The 1,705-nt window shown below is 33.1% G+C and carries 1 protein-coding gene and 2 pseudogenes; 1 reads left to right on the plus strand and 2 read right to left on the minus strand.

The window, feature by feature from the left end; all coding sequences use genetic code 11:
• Window positions 1-924 (plus strand): annotated as a pseudogene (locus ABWO04_RS11680) (NAD-dependent epimerase/dehydratase family protein); the annotation flags it as partial.
• A gap of 83 nt (window positions 925-1,007) precedes the next feature.
• Here ABWO04_RS11680 and ABWO04_RS11685 read toward each other — a convergent pair.
• Together ABWO04_RS11685 and ABWO04_RS11690 are read right to left on the minus strand one after the other, a co-directional pair.
• Entirely contained in the window at window positions 1,008-1,526 is a 519-nt protein-coding gene (locus tag ABWO04_RS11685) for a nuclear transport factor 2 family protein (RefSeq protein ID WP_353079862.1), read from the minus strand.
• A pseudogene (locus ABWO04_RS11690) lies at window positions 1,523-1,705 on the minus strand (ABC transporter permease); the annotation flags it as partial. The pseudogene ABWO04_RS11690 and the gene ABWO04_RS11685, both read right to left, overlap by 4 nt.

The raw sequence follows: 1,705 nt of genomic DNA on the forward strand, positions 1-1,705 counted from the left end.
TGTGGTCAAATAGGCACCGAACTTACAGCTAAATTAAGTGCTACCTAGGGTGTAGAGAACGTCATTCCTTACGATATTAGAAAATTAGAAAATGACGTAGTAAAAAACGGCATTTTTGAAGTTATAAATGCGTTAGATTACAATCAGATAGAGCCATTAATTGAAAAATATCACATTACTGATGTGTATTTAATGGCTGCTTTATTATCTGCAACTGCCGAAAAAAACCCTGCTTTTGCTTGGGATTTGAATATGAATTCTCTGTTTCACGTTTTAAATTTAGCCAAAGCAGGAAAAATAAAAAAAATATTTTGGCCGTCAAGTATTGCCGTTTTCGGACCTACAACTCCAAGAGAAAACACGCCACAATATACCATTATGGAACCAAGTACCGTATACGGAATTTCAAAACAAACAGGCGAACGTTGGGCAGAATATTATCATAAACAATATGGTGTAGATATCAGAAGCATTCGTTATCCTGGACTAATTAGTTGGAGTACGGAAGCAGGTGGCGGAACTACGGATTATGCTGTAGATATTTATCACAAAGCCATTACGGATGGGAAATTTACGAGTTTTTTATCTGAAAATTCTGCTTTGCCAATGATGTATATGGACGATGCAATCAAAGCGACAATTAGCATTATGCAAGCCGATGCCGATGATATTAAAATTCGTTCTTCGTACAATTTATCTGGAATGAGCTTTACTCCAAAAGAATTAGCAGCAGAAATTACGAAACATTATCCAGATTTTACCATTAATTACGAGCCCGATTTCCGTCAGAAAATTGCGGATAGTTGGCCCGCAAGTATTGACGATAGTGAAGCAAGAAAAGATTGGGGTTGGAAAAACGATTTTAATATAGAAAATATGACCGTTCATATGTTTAAGAATTTGAAAGCAACGATTTATAAATAGAACACTTTTTTTGTCAATCTGAACTTGTTTCAGATTCTAACAAAATTAAGTAGAATCTGAAACAAGTTCAGATTGACAAGTCATTATTTAGTTTGGTTTTTTAGTTTTTCAATTTCCTTGTCTTCAATAAGCGATTTAATTTTTACGACTTCATCTGTATGGTCATTTGGAATGGTCATTGATAACACGTACTGTTTGATTTTCCAATTTCCTTTTTCGTCCAAAACTAAAACGCCGCTTCCACGACAAATTTTCATTTGCGTGTTTAGCAATTCATCAAACCAAGCTGTTTTTTTATCCGAAGAAAAATAAATATTTCGTTCTAAAGCAGAAAAATTCCAAGCTTTGCCTTTATCGAAATAAGGTTTTGCAAATTGTATGAATGCTGATTTGTTCCAATTCTCAGTTGCGTCTGTTCCTATGAAAATTGCATCATCAGTCATCGCATTAAAATAGTTGTTGAAATTGGCTTCAGCTGCAGCTTTATGCCAATTGTTCAAAACTAAATTAATTTCAGATTCTTTATTTATTTGATTTGTTGCTTGTTTCGATTTACATCCGATTACAACCAATCCGATTATAACGACTATAATTTTTCTCATTCTAATAATTTTTTGGTTACAGTACTGCTGGCAATTTTAGAAGCAATAAACCCTAAAATTGTAATGGTAACTAATACAAGTAAAACATTTTTAATTTCGAAAAGTACAGGATAGGCTAACGTTGAATTTATCATTATTAATTCAAATTGTTGTTGAATTAAGATGACAACTATCCCTAA

This window comes from Flavobacterium sp. (assembly GCF_040382755.1).
In the GTDB taxonomy this organism is placed as follows: Bacteria; Bacteroidota; Bacteroidia; order Flavobacteriales; family Flavobacteriaceae; genus Flavobacterium.

What these genes read in the sequence shown, in the direction of transcription:
- ABWO04_RS11685 (WP_353079862.1), bottom strand. Translation starts at nt 1,526, where the DNA reads ATGAGAAAAATTATAGTCGTTATAATCGGATTGGTTGTAATCGGATGT.